The sequence below is a fragment of the Mucilaginibacter psychrotolerans genome (assembly GCF_004519315.1).
Taxonomy (GTDB): domain Bacteria; phylum Bacteroidota; class Bacteroidia; order Sphingobacteriales; family Sphingobacteriaceae; genus Mucilaginibacter; species Mucilaginibacter psychrotolerans.
This window is the reverse complement of record NZ_SOZE01000034.1, coordinates 1-17,559: the sequence shown is the minus strand read 5'-3', so window position 1 is coordinate 17,559 and position 17,559 is coordinate 1. Positions and strand designations below refer to the sequence as shown.

Genomic DNA, 17,559 nt, shown 5'->3' with positions numbered 1-17,559 from the left:
AAAAAGACATTGGCCAGGCAGATACCAAAAAAGATATCGGACAAGCAGATACTAAAAAAGACATCGGCCAGGCTGACTAATTAAAGCACCTATCAACCCACAAACAAAGCATAACATCTATAATAAATAGCAATCATGAAAAAAGTAATCATAGCAGCAGCGCTTATATTAACAACAGGCGTAGTTTCAGCATTCACCACCATTGTACCTGCAAAACGCGACACCACTACCAGCAAGCCATCTACTAAGAAAGACATTGGCCAGGCTGATACCAAGAAAGATATCGGACAGGCAGATACTAAAAAAGACATCGGTCAGGCAGACTAATTATCATGCCCGTATTTTATCCCTCGGGTAAATAACTCCTGCAATATTTAAACGGCAACAGCAAACCCGCAAAACGAGTTAAAATAAAAAATGCACCACAAGATGGCGCATTCAATATATACTAAGTAAACTGGGCAAGCCGTATTGCCCTAAAGAGCTTTATTGCCCTAAAGAGCTTTACTTTTTAAACTTGCCGCAGGTATCCATATTATATATGGTGATGTAATCGGCTTTCGGGTCTACAATTTCCCGACCAGTCTTTGGATCGAGCATCGACGATTTCTGCGCCAGCTGTTGCGACGATAACTTAAATTCCACCGCAACCGAATCCGTTTGCCCTTCCTGCATAAAATGCCATTGCGCTTTTATAATACTCCCATCTGTAGTGCCTGTAAGGGTACCTTTACGCTTATCCTTTTCTTTTGGCAGCCAATACATGTCGCCTGTCACCTTACTGCCGTTTATGATTAAATGTATAGCAGTTGTGTCTTCCGCATTCATGCCGTCGGTATGCAAAAAGCAATACTCCATATTTTGGGCCGGTGCTTTCAGTTTAGCGTTAACGCTATCGGCTGTTCCACTATCGGTTTTCGGCGTATCTGTAGTATTGTTGTTATTGCCCGTGCACGATGCCATCGCCAGTGCAGCTATCAAAATATAGGGTTTCATGTTGTTCATCAGTGTTTGCATAATTATACTACAATTATAGCAGCAAATGGTTGGATTTTTTATTCGGGCATGCCTTTGATGGCTATGATCAATTATATTTATCCGTATTAAAACACGCCTATGCTCCAGGTAAATCTACACCCATTGCCGCTATTGCAAACCCCGCGTTTAACGCTGCGCGCTATTACTTTTGACGATTCAGAAGCCTTTTTTGCGCTGCGAAGCAGCCCCGAAGTGATGAAATACATAGACAGGCCGCCTGCAAAAACCATTGAAGAGGTTACAGCATGGATAAAAGTAGTACAAACGCAGCACGAAAAAAACGACGGCATTATGTGGGGTATTTGCTTAAATGGCAATCGCCACCCCATAGGCAACATATGTTTCTGGCGGCTGGATAAGGAAAATCACCGGGCCGAAATTGGCTATATGCTTAGCCCCGCCTACCAGGGCCTTGGCATAATGCAGGAAGCTATGAATGAGGTAATTAAATACGCTTTCGAAGCAATGCGCATGCATTCCATAGAAGCAAACGTAAACCCCGCAAACCAGGCATCTATCAATACGCTGGAACGCTGCGGTTTCGTACCTGAGGCCTACTTCAGGGAGAATTATTTCAGTGAAGGTCACTTCCTCGATTCGGCCATTTACAGCTTAATTACCACCATAAAATAACAAATCTGCATAAAATTTGTTAGTTAAGTATTATTACATAACTTGCCTGCTTTAACCAATGCGCCCGAAACTTAACCTAAATTATTACGGCGGGCAATAAAAACAAATTTTAATTAATACAGTTTACACTAAAAAAACTTAAAAAACATGGCAGCACAATCAGGAGGCATTACCGCCTATTCAGTAAAAACCAAAACCAAGAATGTTCCAATGATAGATCCTGTTATTGATATCAAATCGGGTCGTTACATTGCAACCGGTAAAGATGCAGACGGAAACAAAATGGCAGCTATAATGGGTAAAGCTACCGCAGAAGGACACATTGCATCAGGCGCAGCTACAAAAGGCAGCGGCTGGTAAATAGCACTATACCAAAACCAATAAAACCTGCCCAACTGGCGGGTTTTGTTCGTTTACAACTAAGCTGTTTATATGCTTTTACCACCCCATTCTTTATATGGGCTTACTGATAGGCTCGCGTTGCTGTAGCGGTGGTCGTCGCTCACGTCGGTTGTAACCCATCCGGGTTTTTCGAAGACTTCCTCCTCGCTACTCAATTCTATCTCGGCCACTACCAGTCCCTCATTATCCCCGCTGAACACATCCACTTCCCACAGGTGATTGCCAAAGGGAATAAAGTACCGCATTTTTTCTATGGCCGATACCGTAAGGCCTGCCAATATCTCGTTGCCATCGGCAATGGGGATAGTATATTCATACTCGCTGCGGCTGATACCGGTAGTACTGCCCTTAAGCGTAAGGTACGCCGCCTCGTCTGTTACACGTACCCTTACGGTACGCTTATCATCGCTAAGGATATAGCCCTGTTTAAAAAGTTTGCCAGCCGGTTTCACCAAGGATGCCCACAAGGCATCGTCAACTAAAAACTTCCTTTCTATTTCTATTGCCATACTATTTATCTAACAATAATGTTATAAAATGTTAAATCGACTATGCTTTCAACACGCCGTAAAGCTAAATGTTTATCTTAGCCCGGCCACATTTCAACACAAATGAACTTGAAAAGATTTGCTTTTTTTATACTAATCCTCGTAGCCTGCACCCCTGTATTTGCCCAACGCGATACAATTGGCCTTACCACCATAGTTGCCAAAACAACCAAGCTCGTTACCTCCTACCCTTTTGAGAAGGTTTACCTGCATTTAGATAAGCCATACTATGCAGCCGGCGATACCATTTGGTTTAAAGCTTACGTAACCATTGACCAGCACTCGCCAACCATATTAAGCAATATTGTTTACGTGGATATTACCAATAGCCAGGATTCGATGATGCGGTACCTTAAGCTGCCCGTAGTAAATGGCGTGGCTAATGGCAATATTGGGCTTACCACTGCCGAATTCAAGCAAGGCAATTACCACTTACGGGCCTATACCGCCTATATGCGCAATTACGACCCGGACTACTTCTTCAATAAAAACCTGGTAATTGGCAACGCGGTTGATAAGACCGTAGCCACCAACATCGCATTTACTTCAACTGCTGCAGCGGCGGGCCTTACCAAAGTAAACGCAGGCATCACCTATTTCGACCCAAAGGAGGGCCTTGCCCTCGCCGGAAAAAAGGTAACCTGGACGGTGGTAGCCAATAATGAGGACCTAAGCAAAGGCAAAGGCACTACCGACCAGAACGGCGTGTTGAAAGCGGAATTCAGCGGAGCGGCTACAGCACTAAAAGGGGCAAATTTGGTTGCTGTAATTGATATGGGTAACCGCACAAGCGTAACGCGCACTTTTCCGCTTAAAGCAGCGGCCTCTGATAAAGATATCCAGTTTTTCCCCGAGGGAGGTGAGCTCATCACCGGTGTGCGCTCTAAAGTTGCTTTTAAAGCCATCGGCAACAACGGGCTGGGTATTAATATAAAAGGTACCATAACCGATAATGACGGCAATGTAGTGGCCAACCTGGCCTCGCAGCACCTGGGCATGGGCGTATTTGCGCTGATACCCGAAGCCGGCAAAACATATAAAGCCAATATAGAATATGCCGATGGAAGCAAAAGCACTTATGATTTGCCGCGCATCAAGGCATCGGGTATAAACCTTTCGGTTTTTAATAACGATAGCGAAAACCTCAGCATCAAGATATCAGCCAATTCTACTTATTTCCCGCTTAACCAGGGCAAGCTGTATTATATTATTGCGCAAAGCGGTGGCGCTGTTTATTTTGCCGCACAAACTAAGTTAGATGCACCCATCTACAGCGCATCTATACCTAAAAACAAGTTCCCTACCGGTATAGTGCAACTTACCCTGCTTACAGATCACGGCGTGGCTCTTTGCGAACGCGTGGTGTTCATCCAACATAACGACGCGCTCACCCTTAATATCAACTCGGCCACCAAATCGTACGCTATCAGGCAAAAGGTAAAGTTGGCCATAACTGCTAAAAACAAGGCACTGCCGGTTGCGGGCACCTTCTCGGTTTCGGTTATCGACGAAACAAAAGTACCGTTTGACGATAATGCCGAGACCACTATACTCACCAGCACCCTGCTCACGTCTGACCTGAAGGGCTACGTAGAGAAGCCAAACTATTACTTCATCAGCAAAGACGTCAATGCTGCCGAAAACCTGGATATACTGATGCTTACGCAGGGTTACCGCCGCCTGAGCTACCGTAACGTAATAACCGATAAGGTACCGCAGATTATGGTTTCCCCTGAGCAGAACGGACTGGAGCTAAGCGGCGTCCTGCGCAACAACACCGGCATGACGATAGCCAAAGGCTACCTGCGCCTGCAAATACCATCGCGAAATTTCTATGCCGAAACCGTTACCGATATGGTGGGCAACTACCACTTCTCTAAACTAAACTTCAACGATTCGTCTAAGGTGATCATCACTGCAAGGGCCAATGCAAACGGCAAAAACCTGGTGGTAACCGCCAACCCCGAAACCTACCAGGCCCCAACCAGGAACAATATGGCTTTTGACGAAGTGGCCAATATAGATACCACGATGAAGAACTTCCTGCTGAACAGCTTGAAACAGTACAACAACCTGCACCAGTTAAAAGAGGTAGTTATACGTGCCGCACCGGCAAAAAAGGTGGGCCATACCGATTTTCCAGCACTAACAGGCCTGCCCATGATGGCCGACCAAGAGATAGCCGGCTCGGTGCTACGTAATTGTACAAACATGGCATTATGCCTGCAAAGTTATCTTTTGGGTACTACTGTAGATGATAACAAGCTTTATTTCATGAAGAGCTACAACAGCCAGAATAAGAAACCTATACAGATTTTCTTGAATGGGATGCCGGTAGATTTAATGTACCTGAACAGCGTGAACACCGCCAATGTAGAGTCGATAGAAGTATTTAAAACACCCGGCCTCAGTGGTATCGACGATTTGTACGGCACCTCGGGCATTGTAGAAATAAACCTTAAAAAACAAGAAAAAGGCACCAAGATTTCTTTTGCCGATTTGCAGGAACTGATACCCCCGCCAAATATCCTAACCATAATGCCAACAGGCTACGCGGTTGCCCGCGAGTTTTATTCGCCCAAATACGATGTGCCCAAACCCGGCACATTTGGCGGCGATTTACGTAGTACCATTTTTTGGAGCCCCAAAGTGCTTACCGATAAAGTAACCGGTAGCACCTTTGTGGAGTTTTATAATGCCGATGGCCGCGGCACCTACAAAGCCGTAATAGAAGGCATGGATGCCGATGGTAACCTGGGCAGGTATGTGTACCGCTATACCGTAAAGTAATACCGGTTTTAAGCCCCACAATAGAAAGCAAGTCAGGCGCTTTATATTGTGGCGCTATACCAACCAATCACAATAATTCACATTCTAACCTTAACTTAAATCCCTATCATGTTTAAACTTCTACCTATTATTGCTCTGTGTACGATGCTTGGTTCCACGGCATTTGCACAAAAAATCTCTCCTGTAGATTCTCTTCAGAATAGTTATGCTACCAAAAAGGCTCAAAGTGTTTATTTTGAACTATTGGGCCCGGGCGCTATTTATTCTGCCAACTATGATACGCGTTTTAAAAACCGGCAGGATGGCCTTGGCGGTCGCATAGGCATTAGCTATTATGCCGATGGCGGCGACCAACTTTTTACTGTGCCTGTTGTTGTGAATTACTTATTGGGGAAAAAAGGCAAGTATTTTGAAGTGGGTGCTGGTATAACCTATTTTAGTGTAAACTCCAATACGGTGTTTTTTAAGTCGTCGAATAACTACGAGAACGGCACAAATGATATTTACTATGGCCGCAAAAACAATAGTGGGATTTTTGGCAGCTTAAATTTTGGCTATCGCTACCAGCCTGCCGATGGCGGTTTTATGTTCAGAGGGGGCGTTAGCCCAATTATTACTTCTGAACAGTTTGTACCTTATTGGCCTTACATTAGCTTCGGGTATTGTTTTTAATAAACAAGGCGAAATTGTTAAGCGTTTTTTTAATTTAGCCAAGCTTATATATAACCCTTTTGATGAAAATTAAACTATTAGCTTTTGCCGCCGGCCTGTTTGCAGCAAGCAGCACGTTTGCCCAAACCCGCGGCCACGAATTCGGCCTGCAATCTGATAACGATTCGTTTTTGGCACAGGGCAGCGACCGGTACTATACCAACGGTATATTTGCCTATTACCGCGCCGCGCTGGATGCAAGCAAGAACGATAAATTGGCCAACAAAGTGTTCGGTCTGGAAGCCGGGCAAAAGCTGTTTAATCCGCAATCTGCAGCTATTCCGTCGGTAAACTATTTGGACAGGCCTTTTGCGGGCTACTTATATGCAGGCGCATCTTTAAACTGGCTATATAAAAACGAAAGTAATATAAAGCTCAGCGCCAAAGTTGGCGTTATAGGCCCCGCAGCAGGTGGCCAGGGCATACAGGAGTCCATCCACCGCACCTTCGGCTTTTACCCGCCCGAGGGCTGGGAGTACCAGATACGCAACAGCTTTGTTTTGAACGTGGGTGGCGAGTACAATAAGCTTATTGGCCGCGATGGCTTTATAGACGTTACCAGCACTTCGTATGCTAATTTGGGTACCGGTTTTATTGGTGCCGGCACAGGCTTAATGTTTCGGTTTGGCAAGTTAAACCAATTGTTCCAGTCGGTAAGTACACAAAGCACGGTATCTAAAGGCAAAAACAGCCTGCTGCACGAGCACGAATTTTTTCTGTATTACAAACCGCAGGCTAATGTGGTGGGCTATGATGCCACTATACAAGGCAGCATATTTAAAGACCACCCTGTGCCCGGCACCATGGAGGTGACCAAAGATATCCGCCATTTTATTTTCAGTAACGAGGTGGGCGTAAACTACGTAGGCGGCAGGTTTGTGTACGGCTTAGCGGCCATATTTAACACGCGCGATGTAAAATATATGGCGCATGCCCATCAGTGGGGTTCAGCCACGTTATTGTACAGATTCGATTAAAAATCAAAATCCCTTTTGCGGGTAGCTTTTTTATCGGCCTGGGCTTTTTTGTTATCCAGCCGGGCCAGTTTGGCGGCTTTGCTCACCTTGATTTTTTTGCGCACTTTGGGCTTTACCAGCGCATTGGCAAGCAACACCATCAGGCGTTCGAGGGCTATCTCTTTATTGAGGTACTGGCTGCGTTCCTCGTCGCAAACTACCTGCACCAGGCCGTCTTTATTAAAACGGCTTTGCAGCTTTTGCCTAAGCAATAGCTTCTCCTCATCGGTAAACAGCACCGAGTTTTCAATATCGAACAATAGCTCCACCTTGCTCGATACCTTATTTACGTTTTGCCCGCCTTTACCGCCGCTGCGCGATGTTTTATAGCTTATTGTTTTCTGCAGCCCGGCCTTATCAAAATTCATGGAAGCGAAGATAACCGTCTGCATCGGAATTTTCGCATTTGATTACTTCAATGGTGCTCAGGAGGGCCTAGCCGTTTACAGAATTTTGCGATGAACAGAACCTTTACAAGCGCATAAATACTATTCTGAAAATTCCATAATCCTGAGAATTCTGATTCAGACAATACCCCCTAAAAACCGTAACTTCGCAGCCGATGAGCAACAACATTATAGTAGCGATAGATGGCTACTCATCATGCGGCAAAAGCACGCTGGCGAAGGCACTGGCCAAAAAACTCCATTTTATTTATGTTGATAGCGGAGCCATGTACCGCGCCGTTGCGCTGTATTTTCTGCGCAACAACGTAGATATGGCCGACCATGCTCAGATAGAGCAGGCGCTGAAGAACATCCACCTCAACTTCCACTCGCGCGATTATGAATCGCACATCCTGCTGAACGAGGAGGAGGTATCTGAAGAGATACGCCAGATGCCGGTATCTGAAAAGGTGAGCGCGGTATCGGCTCTTAAAGAGGTGCGCCGCGAAATGGTGAAGCAGCAGCAGCGCATGGGCAAATCAAAAAACATTGTGATGGATGGCCGCGACATAGGCACCGCAGTTTTCCCGGATGCACCCGTAAAGCTATTCATGACCGCCGACCCAAAAGTACGCGCCGAACGTCGATTTAAAGAGATACACCCCAAAAACCCGGATATTACATTAGAGGAAGTTTTCGAAAATCTGGCCCACCGGGATTACGCAGATACCACCCGCTCCGAAAGCCCGCTGGTACGCGCCGAAGATGCCATTATATTAGATAACACCAACCTCACCCCCGAGCAGCAACTACAGTTTGCGCTGGATAAAGTGGAGCCGTTGATGTAGTCTGAACCGTTGATTTTACTGATTAAATGATTCCGTTGATTTGGTGAAAAGAAGGAACTGATTTAACTTTTTAAACCTTTTCAACCTTTTCCAACTATTCATCAACCTTCACCGCACTCACCCCAAACTTGTTCAAAAAATCAACACCCTCATCGCTGGCCAGGCCTTTGTATTGCGCATACGATTTATCGAAGTAAACCTGTTTGATACCTGCAGAAAAGATAAGCCTTGCGCATGGCAGACATGGTGATAGTGTGGTGTACAGGGTTGCACCGTCCAAATTGGCACCATTCTTTACGGCGTATAGTATAGCATTCTCCTCGGCATGCAGCGCAAGCGAGCAGCTGCCCTTACTATCGCGCGCACAACCCTGCTCGGGAAATTCCTCATCGCAATTGTGGGTGCCGGCAGGCGGGCCATTATAGCCTATAGAGATGATGCGGGTATCCTTAGCCAACACCGCCCCTACCTGCGCCTTAACGCAATGCGAGCGCTTTGCCAGATCGGTAGCCAGGTTCATGAATATATGGTCGAAAGTGGGTTTGTTCATCAGAGGTTGGAGTTTAGAGACTAGAAAAAGACTTTTTCGACTTAAAGAAAAGAGGTTAGTTAACAGCAAAGTTAACTAACCTCTTTTAAAAAAGTTAATTAAATTAGAGGCTGGAGTTTAAACGTTAGGATAATCTAACTGATCTTTAAACTCCACGCTCTCATCACTATTAATGTCCCCCACTTGCTTCCAGGTTATCTACATCTATACCCTGTCCTTTTAGTATCGAACCTGCCTTCCAGGCAAAGAACGCCAGGTAAGCGAAGCCTATAACAGGTATGATATAAGAATGGTGAATACCGGCTGTATCGGCTAATATGCCCTGTACCGGCGGAATGATAGATCCGCCCAAAATCATCATGATCAGGAATGCAGAACCCTGGCTGGTGTATTTGCCCAAGCCGGTAACCGATAACGAGAAGATAGATGGCCACATGATAGAGCAGCACAAGCCACCGCTAATGAACGCGAATATGGCCACCATACCGGTAGTGAATAAACCGATCAGCATGAATATAGCACCCAATATACCAAATAACGCAAGCGTACGTACCGGCTTTTGATCGCCGGCAAGAAACCCGATTACAAGTACAGCTACACAAATTGCGTAAGGATAAAACTGTGCTACATGCACACCGCTGATACCGTTAACTAAAAGTACCACACCAAACGCGGCAAAAGGCAATACAACGGTAAGCAAGAATTTGGCAATCTTAGATAAATTGAACGCTGCGATAGCACCTGTCCAACGGCCAATCATCAAACTACCCCAATAAAGCGAAATATACGGCGCTACTTCATCGGTTTTTAAGCCGCCAAAATCTTTGGTCTCTAACAAGGCCCCCATGTTACTTTGGATGGTAACCTCAACCCCTACATAGGTAAATATAGCAAGCATGCCCAAAATAAGCTGCGGGTACTGCATGGCTCCCCAACCCTCTTTATGCTTGCTGCTGGTTGCAATTGTAGAAAGCAGCGTGATCAGTATGATGGCAAGTGAGGCATAAACCATGTACGATTTATACTGGTTTACGTGTTTTACATAAAATATAAAATCGGCTTTTTCCTGAGGCGTAATTTTATCAATTTTTTCTATTTGCTCTAAAGTTTCGCCGCCATGGTCTTTATACAATTGAGCATTTACGGGTATGTTACTTTCCTTTGCAGCTTTATCGCCAAAGTAGGTACTCACCGGTCCGGCTGCTAAAATCAACAGGAAGGCAAGGAAAATGATAGCCAATGGCTTATTAGCCTTGTTGCTCGGCTCAATCTTTTCGTCGCTGGTTACTTTTGGCAGTTTAGACACCCAAAAGAATATCGCTACAGCAATAAACAAACCAGCAAGTATGTAATACAGGTTGTTTACCGATGATATCTGCACATCCTCCGGCTTTATCTTTTTCGAGGCAGAACCAAAAAGCACTATACCTACAATAACCGGTCCCCAAATGCTACCGAAGTTATTTACGCCGCCCGCAAAATTCAAGCGGTGGGTACCCGTTTCGGCGCTGCCCAGGGCTACTACAAAGGGGTTGGCTGCAGTTTGCTGCAATGAGAAACCTAATGCAATAACAAAGAAGGTAAACAAAATAAAGGCAAAGGAGCCGGAGCCAATTGCAGGCACCATAATTAATGCACCTACGGCAGAAATAAGGAGACCATAAATGATGCCGTTCTTATAGCCCATTTTATTCAGGATATCGATTTTTGTGGCTGCCGAAGCAAAGTACAGGATAAGCGAGCCGATAAAATAGCCGCCATAAAAGGTAAAATCGATCAGTTGTGATTCGAATTGCGAGAGGTGGAAATGCGCTTTACAAAAAGGTATGAATATGCCGTTCGAAGCTGCTAAAAAGCCCCAAAAGAAAAATACAGTTACCAGCGTGTACAACGCCGAGCCATTACTCTTCGAGTTGTTTTGTTCCATTGTTAAATCAGGTTAGTAATATCTTGGTAAGTTTGAAGCACTAAACTTAATTCATTTTTTTATAAATAGGCGTTAATTTTTTCAAAATATAAATCACAACGGTATGTTTTGTGTTTAACAGATAAAAGTTCGCATATTAGTGTCCTGATTTTTTTAACTGGATAGAAAGCAATATATACGCTTAACTGAATGATAGAAGCCATTATTTCGGGAATTGGGTTTGGATTAGTGTTAACATTTTTAACCGGCCCGGTTTTTTTCGCTTTAATTAAAACCAGTATCGAAAAAGGCTTCCATGCAGGCGTAGCTTTGGCCCTTGGCGTGGTATGCAGCGATGTGGTGTTCGTTGGGGCAATACTCTTTGGATCGCAGCTTTTCACTGTAGCGCCGCAAACCAAGACCTTTATAGGCGTGTTGGGCAGCCTGATACTTTTTGCTGTAGGCGTTTACTACCTCTTTAAAAAGAGCGATGTGAACTACGCTAACACTGTACCCTCGGCTGTAGACCGCGCAGGGTACTTCTTCAAAGGTTTTTTGATGTGCATTTTCAACCCTACCATCCTCTTTCATTGGACGGTTGTTATCGGTGCGGCCAGTACCGTTTACCACGGCGGCGTACATAATCGCACCCTTAAAATAGCCATTATGTTCATCACCATCCTGGTGGTACAGTTCGGGCTGGATACTACCAAGGCGTTTTATGCCGATAAACTGCGCGACAGGATCTCTGTAAAACTGGTGCACCGCCTAAACCAGGTGGCCGGCATAGCCCTGATCATTGCATCGCTGGTATTGGTAGATAGGTTGGTTACCCATTACGTTTTCTCTGCACCGGTAACCGAAACGCATAGCTAATTCGCACAGTATTTTTATAACGCCTGTTGCAACATTTCATCTTTTCTGCGCATCTTTCCAGGTATATTTGCAGAAAATCACCTGATCAGTCTCCTGTTCGGCACAATAGCCAGGAAAAAGTTTTTGAGCGATGCACCCTTCGATAAAAACCCGCCTACGTTTAAAGAGGCCCGCATAACGCACCAGCCGAATTCCAGTAAGGAGAAAGAAAACTTGCCTCCTGCATCAGCCGCATGGCAACAGAAGGCCCAGAAGCCATCACCAAAAAGCTTAACCCCTTCTTCGGCCTGTTAACTCCCCACGAATGGGACCGACTACAATACAAGCACCTCGACCATCATTTTAAACAGTTCGGGGTGTAAGCCAGAGATTGGAGGGTGGAGATTAGAGGTTAGGACATTCGATATTCGAATGAATTGCTATCCATTTATAACGTAATTTCTCAGGAAAATATTAGATGAATATATCCCTTAACTCGTTCAAATAACTAAAACTTTCAAACCTCAGGTTTTTAAACCGCTTATTAATGATTATACGCTTTAAGTCTTTATAATTTTTGTGGTAAAACTCCGAAAGCTTAATCACTCTCTTGCCGTCGGCTATTAAATATAGGTACTCATAACTTCCTGATTTGGACGACAAAATAGAGGTTTTATATCCGTCGAACGCATCAATCGGAAAGGTCTTTTTGAATGACAAACCAAGATACCTCTTAACAGTTATTTCATCTGATTTGATTTCAACAGCAATAACCTTTGTTCGTAACTCGCCGAAAAAAAACCAGGTCCACGTAAATAAAAAAAACAAACAGGCAACCAAAAAAGCCACCAAAGGTATGGTAGGGTTAAGGGCGTTGCCTGATACTACCATCACCGTCAGCACTGTAAATACCATCGACAATATCATCAAAAGATACGCCCAAAATTTGAATTCCGATTTCACAGCGGCAATTTAGTCATTTGCATCACAACCTAACAAACACAAAAAAGGCGAAAATCTGAATCTTCGCCTTTCTTTTATTATCTCGGTTAGCAACTAATCTCTACCCACCATTCTCTATTCACTAAATCCTTAATACGCCCGCTCGTTTTTGCCTTCCATCCAGTTAACGAAGGCGCGGTTTACAACCTTGTTACCGCCCGGGGTTGGGTAATCTCCGCTGAAGTACCAATCGCCGGTGTGGCCGGGGCAGGCAATATGCAGGTTATCCAGGGTTTGGTAAAGGACCTTTACTTCGCATTTCACACCTTTTGGGGTAATGATTTGCGCAATACGGTCTGATATCTCCTGATCGGTAAATGGCTCGTATATCTCTTTTACGTAATTGGTAACTTGTTCTTTACGCAGTTTTAAGCCATCCTTACATTTTTGGTAAACACCCAATATAATGTCGTCGCGGCCGGCATCTTTCAGCAGGCTGATAGCTGCCTCAAAAGCCACAAACTCGCCCATGCGCGACATATCTATACCGTAACAATCCGGATAACGTATCTGCGGGGCAGAAGAAACCACAACAACTTTTTTAGGGCCTAGGCGGTCTAATATCTTCAGAATACTCTGTTTAAGCGTAGTACCGCGTACGATGGAGTCATCTAAAACTACCAAAGTATCCAAATCATTTTTGATGAGGCCGTAGGTGGTATCGTAAACGTGGGCCACCATCTCGCTGCGGTCGGCATCCTGTGTAATGAAGGTACGCAGCTTAACATCTTTAATCGCTATCTTCTCCACACGCGGTGCCATGCTCAGCACTTCGGTTAATTCTTCTTCGCTTATCTTATCTTCGCGGTTTAGCAGTTTATCGCGCTGGTATTGCTTGATGTATTTGTGCACCCCCTCTACCATGCCATAAAAAGCCACTTCGGCTGTATTTGGAATGTAGGAGAACACGGTGTTCTTCATATCGTTATCAACTGCATTCAATATCTGCGGGCAAAGTAACCTACCTAATTGTTTACGCTCGCGGTAAATGGAAGCATCGCTGCCGCGAGAGAAATAAATCCGCTCGAACGAACATGATTTCTGTTCCTTCGGCTCGCTAAACATTTCCTCGGTTATCTTACCGTTCTTTTTAACAATAAGCGCATGGCCTGGGCGTATCTCCCTAACCTCGCCAATTGGAATATTAAAGGCAGTTTGAATAGCAGGGCGCTCGGAAGCGGCCACCACAATTTCGTCGTTATAATAATAGTAAGCGGGGCGTATGCCAACAGGGTCGCGCATTACAAAGGCGTCGCCGTGGCCCAAAATACCGGCTATAGTGTAACCACCATCCCAGTTCTTGGCCGATTTCCGCAAAATCTTCGCCACATCCATATCATTGGCTATCAGCTTGCTTATCTCGCGGTTATCGTCTAACCCTTCGCGTTTGTACTGGTCAAAAAGGCCCTGATTCTCGGTATCGATGAAGTGGCCCATTTTTTCCAGCACGGTAATCGTGTCGGCTTGTTCTTTGGGGTGCTGACCGAGGTCGTACAGTTGTTGCAGCAACTCGTCAACATTAGTCATGTTGAAGTTACCGGCAATAACCAGGTTACGCGTCATCCAGTTGTTTTGGCGCAGGAAGGGGTGGCAGCTCTCAATGCTGTTTTTACCATGCGTACCATAACGCAAATGGCCCAGAAGAACTTCGCCGGTAAAGCTTACATGTTCTTTGAGCCATTCAGCATCCTGCATTTTTTCAGGCTGCTCTTTCTCTATTTCGGCAAATTTCTTCTGTATATACTCAAAGATATCAGCCACCGCGTTCGACGCCATCGACCGGTGCCGGCTGATGTATCGTTTGCCTGGTTCTATATCCAGTTTAATGGTTGCAACACCCGCGCCATCTTGGCCGCGGTTATGCTGTTTTTCCATTAAAAGGTATAATTTATTTATGCCGTACAACGCCGTGCCGTACTTTTTTTGGTAAAAGGATAACGGCTTTAACAGGCGGATAAATGCTACTCCGCACTCATGCTTTATCGAATCGCTCATGCACTTGTATTGAGCCGCAAAGGTAAGGTTTTATCTTAATTGTGTTTAAACATATTGTCATTATAATGCATTAATATTTGCTTAACCGTTGCGTTGGGATTAGCCGCATTTAAACCGCTGATTTAATGCATTCGAACAGGGAACGGGATGAGTCTTTAAAACAAAAAATCTTAATTTTGATTATCAAATACATCATGAAAACAACATCATTCCTGTTTTTCACGGCGGCGCTTGCCCTTGCAGGCTGCTCGGTACCCAAATCGGCAAAGGTTGCTCAAACCAACCAGAGTTTATTTACTGCCCCCATAGGTGTACAGGCTTATACCTACCGCGCCAGTTTTTCTGCCCGGCCCGAAGCAGTTTTAGACAGCGTTAAGGCGCTGGGCATTACCCAAATGGAGGGCCCCAACCCAAAAGGCGTGGATATTTTCAAGTTCCGCCAGATGCTGGATAAGCGCGGTATCAGCATGCCATCTATCGGGGTAGATTATGATATGCTGGTAAAAGAACCGCTGGAAGCCGTGCGGATGGCCGGAATATTGGGTTCGCAATTTGTGATGGTGGCCTGGCTGCCTCATGGTAAAACTTTTACCATCGACGATGCCAAAAAAGCCGTGACCGATTTGAACAAAGCAGGGCGTACGCTTAAGGCTAATAGCCTAACGCTATGTTACCACATTCACGGCTACGAGTTTGGACCGTATGAAGACGGGACTCTGTTTGACTATATTGCTAAGAATACAGACCCGCGGTACGTTAAATTTGAGATGGATGTAATGTGGGCCTTCCACGGTGGTGCCGACCCGGCTAAGCTGATGCTAAAATACCCTACCCGTTGGAGGCTGATGCACCTGAAAGACATCCGCAAAGGCGTTGCCAATGACCTTACCGGCGGCACCGACATCAGGAACGATGTGGCCCTGGGAACCGGGCAGATCAATATCCCCGAAGTGCTGAAAGCCGCCAAAGCCGTAGGCATCCGTCACTACTTCATCGAAGACGAAAGCCCCGATCATGCTAAGCAGATACCGGAGACGATAAAGTATTTGAAGGGTTTGTAATAAACACGAATTCTTACGAATTGAATAGAATTTCACGAATTTTTAGCTTCCTCAACGTTTGTGAAATCTAGTTTGTGAAATTCGCCTTCATTCGTGAAATTCGTGTCCATCATGAAGATAGCAGTTGCCTCCCCACCCTACCCAAAATCTATAGCTGATGGTTTACAATGGATAGCCAAACTGGCTAAAGATGCTGCCAATCAACAGGCAACAGTCGTTTGCTTCCCCGAGACTTACCTGCCCGGTTACCCCGGCTTTGGTGCGGAGAAGGCAACGCCCGAAAACATGCAGGCCGCTTTAGATAAAGTTTGCGCAATAGCTGCCGAAAACAGCATCTGCATCATTATCCCGATGGATTGGTTTAAGGATGACGAACTATTGAATGTTGCCTGGGTAGTATCAAAAACCGGCGAACCCTTAGGCTATCAAACCAAAAACCAACTGGACCCGAGCGAAGACAACATCTGGACCGCCGGCACCGAACGCAGCCTGTTTGAAGCCGACGGATTAAAATTCGGCATCACCATTTGCCACGAGGGTTTCCGCTATCCCGAATCGGTACGGTGGGCGGCGCGGAATGGTGCACAGGTAGTATTTCACCCGCATTTTACCGGTAGCGATACAGAAGGCGTACAACTAAGCGAGTGGGGCAACAAGCACAGCCCCTACTACGAAAAAGCCATGATGATGCGCGCCATGGAAAACACCATCTACTTCGCCAGCGTGGGCTACGCCACCGAATATCAGGAAGCTGCATCATGCATTATTGCGCCCGATGAGGTTTGCCTTGATTATCAGCCTTACGGCGAGGTGGGTGTAGCTGTTGCAGAGATAGATTTAGATAAAGCGACAGGGTTATTGGCGAAGCGGTTTAAACCGGAATTGGTGTAATGCAGCGGGTGAATACAAACGACCCAGATATGAGAATCGTGGGTTTTGATGTTGGCGGAGGTGAAATTTACCACTACAAGGGCACACCCTTTACCGGCGTAGTTGAGGAAAAATTTCCAAACGGGAATTTGCTGCTGGAAACGCAATGCCTGAACGGCTACCCTGATGGGTTCGTGAGAGAATATTTCGATAATGGGCAATTGATGGAAGAATCTTTTATCGCGTATAATATTGATTATGGATTTATGCGGGAATGGGATGAAAACGGCGATTTAACCCACCGCCACTATTGGGGGCCGAAGCCACATTTCAACATCAAACATAGCAGGAAGATGATAATAGCCATTGATGTTTATTACTTAGAAAACACGGCTAAAGCTATTGGGGCGCTGTTTTATTGGGACGATACCGTTGCAAAAAATACCATCAGCGTAGAGGTGGATAATATTGAGCCATACGTGCCCGGCGAATTTTATAAACGAGAACTGCCCTGCATCTTAAAAGTTATAGAACAGGCAGGCCTCGAGCAAATCGACCTCATTATAGTAGACGGTAATGTTTACATCGACAATGAAGGCACATTTGGTTTGGGCGGCAAACTATGGGAAGCGCTCGGCGGGAAAATCCCGGTAATCGGCGTGGCCAAAACATCGTTTAAAAATACAGAGGAGAAAGTTACCCCTGTAGAGCGCGGTCAAAGCAAGAATCCTTTGTTTGTATCCGCCATCGGCATGGATACTGAGGAAGCGGCTGCGCTCATCAAAGGCATGAAAGGCGAACACCGGATGCCGGATATATTGAAATATGTAGGGTTTGGTGAATAAGTCGACTGCCCTATATATTTAAAAGCAGTCTTTTCGGAGTGTATTTACCACTGTTTTGGATATGGTACCAGATAGGCACTAATTGTTCTTTTAGATAAGTTGC

At 45.3% G+C, this 17,559-nt stretch carries 19 protein-coding genes; 12 read left to right on the top strand and 7 right to left on the bottom strand.

What is annotated here, in order from left to right:
* Positions 1-135: 135 nt before the first annotated feature.
* Positions 136-327 carry a hypothetical protein gene (locus E2R66_RS23035; RefSeq protein WP_133235341.1) on the top strand — a complete coding sequence of 64 codons (192 nt, stop codon included), beginning with the start codon at positions 136-138 and terminating at the stop codon, positions 325-327.
* Positions 328-504: 177 nt separating this feature from the next.
* On the opposite strand, the gene E2R66_RS23030 is transcribed toward E2R66_RS23035, so the two are convergent.
* A complete protein-coding gene (locus tag E2R66_RS23030; protein ID WP_133235339.1) occupies positions 505-1,017 on the bottom strand; it encodes a hypothetical protein in 513 nt (170 codons plus the stop codon).
* Between the two features lie 99 nt (positions 1,018-1,116).
* Between E2R66_RS23030 and E2R66_RS23025 the strand changes: the two genes are divergently transcribed.
* Positions 1,117-1,671 carry a GNAT family N-acetyltransferase gene (locus E2R66_RS23025; RefSeq protein WP_133235337.1) on the top strand — a complete coding sequence of 185 codons (555 nt, stop codon included), beginning with the start codon at positions 1,117-1,119 and terminating at the stop codon, positions 1,669-1,671.
* A 147-nt stretch (positions 1,672-1,818) separates the two neighbouring features.
* Positions 1,819-2,031, top strand: a complete 213-nt coding sequence (locus E2R66_RS23020; protein ID WP_133235335.1) for a hypothetical protein — start codon at positions 1,819-1,821, stop codon at positions 2,029-2,031.
* 68 nt (positions 2,032-2,099) lie between these two features.
* Here E2R66_RS23020 and E2R66_RS23015 read toward each other — a convergent pair whose 3' ends face one another.
* Complete coding sequence (locus tag E2R66_RS23015; protein ID WP_133235333.1) at positions 2,100-2,582, bottom strand: CYTH domain-containing protein; 483 nt, start codon at positions 2,580-2,582, stop codon at positions 2,100-2,102.
* A gap of 102 nt (positions 2,583-2,684) precedes the next feature.
* On the opposite strand from E2R66_RS23015, the gene E2R66_RS23010 reads away from it, so the two are divergent.
* From E2R66_RS23010 to E2R66_RS23000, 3 genes are all read left to right on the top strand, one after another.
* Positions 2,685-5,411, top strand: a complete 2,727-nt coding sequence (locus E2R66_RS23010) for an alpha-2-macroglobulin family protein (protein WP_133235331.1) — start codon at positions 2,685-2,687, stop codon at positions 5,409-5,411.
* 108 nt (positions 5,412-5,519) lie between these two features.
* Entirely contained in the window at positions 5,520-6,083 is a 564-nt protein-coding gene (locus tag E2R66_RS23005; protein WP_133235329.1) for a hypothetical protein, read from the top strand.
* Between the two features lie 62 nt (positions 6,084-6,145).
* Positions 6,146-7,099, top strand: a complete 954-nt coding sequence (locus tag E2R66_RS23000; RefSeq protein ID WP_133235327.1) for a lipid A deacylase LpxR family protein — start codon at positions 6,146-6,148, stop codon at positions 7,097-7,099.
* Here E2R66_RS23000 and arfB read toward each other — a convergent pair.
* The gene (arfB, locus tag E2R66_RS22995; RefSeq protein ID WP_133235325.1) at positions 7,096-7,506 is read right to left on the bottom strand and encodes an alternative ribosome rescue aminoacyl-tRNA hydrolase ArfB; all 411 of its coding nucleotides are present in this window, start codon (positions 7,504-7,506) and stop codon (positions 7,096-7,098) included. The two genes, E2R66_RS23000 and arfB, sit on opposite strands and share 4 nt — an antisense overlap.
* Positions 7,507-7,700: 194 nt before the next feature.
* Between arfB and cmk the strand changes: the two genes are divergently transcribed.
* Entirely contained in the window at positions 7,701-8,372 is a 672-nt protein-coding gene (gene cmk, locus E2R66_RS22990; protein WP_133235323.1) for a (d)CMP kinase, read from the top strand.
* Positions 8,373-8,466: 94 nt separating this feature from the next.
* Here cmk and E2R66_RS22985 read toward each other — a convergent pair whose 3' ends face one another.
* On the bottom strand, positions 8,467-8,922 hold the full coding sequence (locus E2R66_RS22985; protein ID WP_133235321.1) for a deoxycytidylate deaminase: 456 nt from the start codon (positions 8,920-8,922) through the stop codon (positions 8,467-8,469).
* A 169-nt stretch (positions 8,923-9,091) separates the two neighbouring features.
* Positions 9,092-10,849: an MFS transporter gene (locus E2R66_RS22980; protein WP_133235319.1), complete on the bottom strand. Its 1,758-nt coding sequence runs from the start codon at positions 10,847-10,849 to the stop codon at positions 9,092-9,094.
* A 189-nt stretch (positions 10,850-11,038) separates the two neighbouring features.
* On the opposite strand from E2R66_RS22980, the gene E2R66_RS22975 reads away from it, so the two are divergent.
* Entirely contained in the window at positions 11,039-11,704 is a 666-nt protein-coding gene (locus tag E2R66_RS22975; RefSeq protein WP_133235317.1) for a LysE family translocator, read from the top strand.
* A 233-nt stretch (positions 11,705-11,937) separates the two neighbouring features.
* Positions 11,938-12,066 (top strand): hypothetical protein, encoded by a 129-nt coding sequence (locus E2R66_RS29165; RefSeq protein WP_262710317.1) that lies wholly within the window; start codon positions 11,938-11,940, stop codon positions 12,064-12,066.
* A 91-nt stretch (positions 12,067-12,157) separates the two neighbouring features.
* On the opposite strand, the gene E2R66_RS22970 is transcribed toward E2R66_RS29165, so the two are convergent.
* Entirely contained in the window at positions 12,158-12,646 is a 489-nt protein-coding gene (locus tag E2R66_RS22970; protein WP_133235315.1) for a hypothetical protein, read from the bottom strand.
* Between the two features lie 129 nt (positions 12,647-12,775).
* On the bottom strand, positions 12,776-14,680 hold the full coding sequence (locus tag E2R66_RS22965; protein ID WP_133235313.1) for an amidophosphoribosyltransferase: 1,905 nt from the start codon (positions 14,678-14,680) through the stop codon (positions 12,776-12,778).
* 194 nt (positions 14,681-14,874) lie between these two features.
* On the opposite strand from E2R66_RS22965, the gene E2R66_RS22960 reads away from it, so the two are divergent.
* The 3 genes from E2R66_RS22960 (at position 14,875) to E2R66_RS28845 (ending at position 17,456) form a co-directional block, all read left to right on the top strand.
* The gene (locus E2R66_RS22960) at positions 14,875-15,741 is read left to right on the top strand and encodes a sugar phosphate isomerase/epimerase family protein (protein ID WP_133235311.1); all 867 of its coding nucleotides are present in this window, start codon (positions 14,875-14,877) and stop codon (positions 15,739-15,741) included.
* Between the two features lie 111 nt (positions 15,742-15,852).
* The gene (locus E2R66_RS22955; protein WP_133235309.1) at positions 15,853-16,632 is read left to right on the top strand and encodes a carbon-nitrogen hydrolase family protein; all 780 of its coding nucleotides are present in this window, start codon (positions 15,853-15,855) and stop codon (positions 16,630-16,632) included.
* A gap of 29 nt (positions 16,633-16,661) precedes the next feature.
* Positions 16,662-17,456 (top strand): endonuclease V, encoded by a 795-nt coding sequence (locus E2R66_RS28845; protein ID WP_204985981.1) that lies wholly within the window; start codon positions 16,662-16,664, stop codon positions 17,454-17,456.
* The last annotated feature ends 103 nt before the right edge of the window (positions 17,457-17,559 follow it).